Here is a 2,394-nt window from a genome sequence, read left to right on the forward strand (position 1 = left end):
CGTTCGCCCGCGGAGCCGCCCGCCTCGCCGCCGAGAGCGGCTGGGCAGTCAACCCGCGCAAGACCCGGCTGCGCCCGGCCTCGACGCGGCAGACCGTGACCGGAGTCGTGGTGAACGCGCACCCGAACGTGCGGCGCGCCGACGTCGACCGGCTGCATGCGATCCTGCACAACTGCGCCGTGCACGGCTCCGCGGGGCAGAACCGTGCGGGTGTCCCCGACTTCCGCGCGCACCTCCTCGGCCGTGTCGCGTGGGTCGCGGCGGTCAACCCCCGGCGGGGAGCGGCGCTGCGGGCGCTGTTCGACAGCATCACCTGGACCTGAGCGCTCAGTCCAGCAGCGGATCCAGTGCCCGGCCGAGAGCGGGTGCGAGCGTGCGCGCGTACGACTCGGTCAGATGCCCGAGATCGCGGTACACCTTCACTCCGCCGATCACGAGCGGGCAGCCCTCGGCGTCGCAGAACCAGCGGGTGAGGTCGACGGAGGCGGCGCCGGGCCAGCCGTCCGCGGCGGCGGCCATCAGCTCCCTGTCGGCGAACGCCTCCGCGAGCGGAACCCGGCACTTCTCGGCGCTCCCCGGGCGCTCGGCGCACGCGAGCAGCGAGAGCGAGGGGAGGACCGGGTTGTCGCGGATCGCGACGACCGTGGATCCGCGCGCGATCAGCGGAGCCCACGACTCGCGGAAGCCGTCGATCCCGGCCTGCTCGTCGGGTTCGCCGGCGGCATCGACGAACACCGACTTCTTCGCGGAGTAGGCGGTGACCACCAGATCGTAGGGATCCTGCGCGGCCAGCTCCTCCTGGAGCTCGGCGACCCACTCGGTGCACGACTGGCGTGAGGCGGCGGAGTCGTCGCGGCGCTCCGCGGTCGAGAAGACGCAACCCGTCTTGTAAAAGGTGTGCAGGTCCCAGCCGCGCTCCTCCGCGACACCGCGCAGCGCGGGGAAGAAGGAGGCGGCGTGCGAGTTGCCGATGAGCAGCACGCGGCGGCCGGTCGGGTCGCCGAAGCGGCACTCCTTGAGCTCGGTTCCGGAGTTGCCTGTGCTGCACTCGTCGGTGTTGAGCACCGAGCCGTCCTCGGAGGCGTCGAGAGCGGGGAGGCTCGTGGTCCACGACGCCGGGCAGGCGTTGTCGAGGGCGGCGGCTCCGACGCAGCCCTCGGTCGAGACAGGGAGCGCGTGGGCGCGGGAGAGGTCGGCGGCGATCGCGGCGTTCGTGCCGGTGAGGCCGGCGACTCCGGCCAGCGCGGCGACGCTCAGCAGGGCGGCCGGGGCTAGCGAGCGGAGGCGTCGGGGCCGCTCGGCGGGCGCCCGACGGTGCAGCGGATCCTCGAGGAACCGTTTCGAGGCGGCGGCCAACAGCACGGCGGCGGCGATGATGCCCAGTCCGGCGAGCGCGCCCGGATCCTCCCCGGTCCGCTCGCGCCAGAGCACGAGGAGCGGCCAATGCCAGAGGTAGAGGCCGTAGCTGATGCCGCCCAGCCAGACGAGCGGGCGCAGGGCGAGCAGACGGGCGACTCCGTACCGGGGGGCGGGGCCGGTGCCCGCGACGAGCACGAGCACGGCCGAGAGCGTTGGCCAGAGTGCCGCCGCGCCGGGGAACGCGGTCGAGACCTGGAGCAGGAGGCCGCAGGAGACGACTCCGATCAGCCCCAGCCAGCCGGCGACCGCCCTGAGCGCGGCCGGCAGTGTGCGGCCCGGCAGGAGAAGGGCGGCGAGCGAGCCCAGGCCGAACTCCCACGAGCGGGCGAGGGTGCTGTAGTAGGCGGTCGGCTGGTCGATGCCGACCAGGACGACTGAGAACGCGAACGAGAGCACGGTGAGCGCGGCGACGAGGAGCAGCAGGATGCGCGGCAGCAGCGCGCGCGTGCGCAGCAGCACGGCGACCAGGGTCGCGACGAGCACCAGGGCGAGCCAGATCAGGTAGAACTGCCCCTGCACCGACATCGCCCAGAAGTTCTGCACGGGCGAGTGGAAGTCGTCCTGCGCGAGGTAGTCGACCCCGGCGCGAGCGAGCGCGATGTTCTCGACGTAGAAGGTCGAGGCGAGCACCTCGGTGAAGGTCTGCAGCAGTTGCGACGGGCGCAGCAGGAGCGGCGCGAGCGCGGCCACGGCGACCAGGACCACCGCCGCCGCGGGGAACAGCCGCGAGGCGAGCCGGGTGAGGAAGGAGACCGGACGCACCCGCCCGTAGCGGCGGACCTGCCCGACGAGGGTGAGCGTGGTGAGGAAGCCGGCGACGACGAAGAAGACGTCGACGCCTCCCGAGACGCGGCCGAGCCAGATGTGGAACGAGGCGACCAGCAGCGAGGCGACGGCCCGCAGGCCCTCGATCTCGGGGCGGTAGCCGGAGGCGTCGGCCTTGCGCACGAGGGCGGGCCGGCCGGTGGGGGAGGG

General features: G+C 73.5%; 2 protein-coding genes. One reads left to right on the top strand and one right to left on the bottom strand.

Annotation, left to right across the window (positions count from 1 at the left end):
• Positions 1–323 (top strand): reverse transcriptase family protein (locus ACH61_RS17625; protein WP_201787624.1); only part of this gene is annotated, 323 nt, incomplete at its 5' end.
• A gap of 4 nt (positions 324–327) precedes the next feature.
• Here the strand turns inward: ACH61_RS17625 and ACH61_RS15040 are convergent.
• On the bottom strand, positions 328–2,394 hold a 2,067-nt coding region (locus ACH61_RS15040; protein ID WP_153038934.1), incomplete at its 5' end, for an acyltransferase family protein.

It is taken from the genome of Rathayibacter tanaceti (assembly GCF_001634385.1).
In the GTDB taxonomy this organism is placed as follows: domain Bacteria; phylum Actinomycetota; class Actinomycetes; order Actinomycetales; family Microbacteriaceae; genus Rathayibacter; species Rathayibacter tanaceti.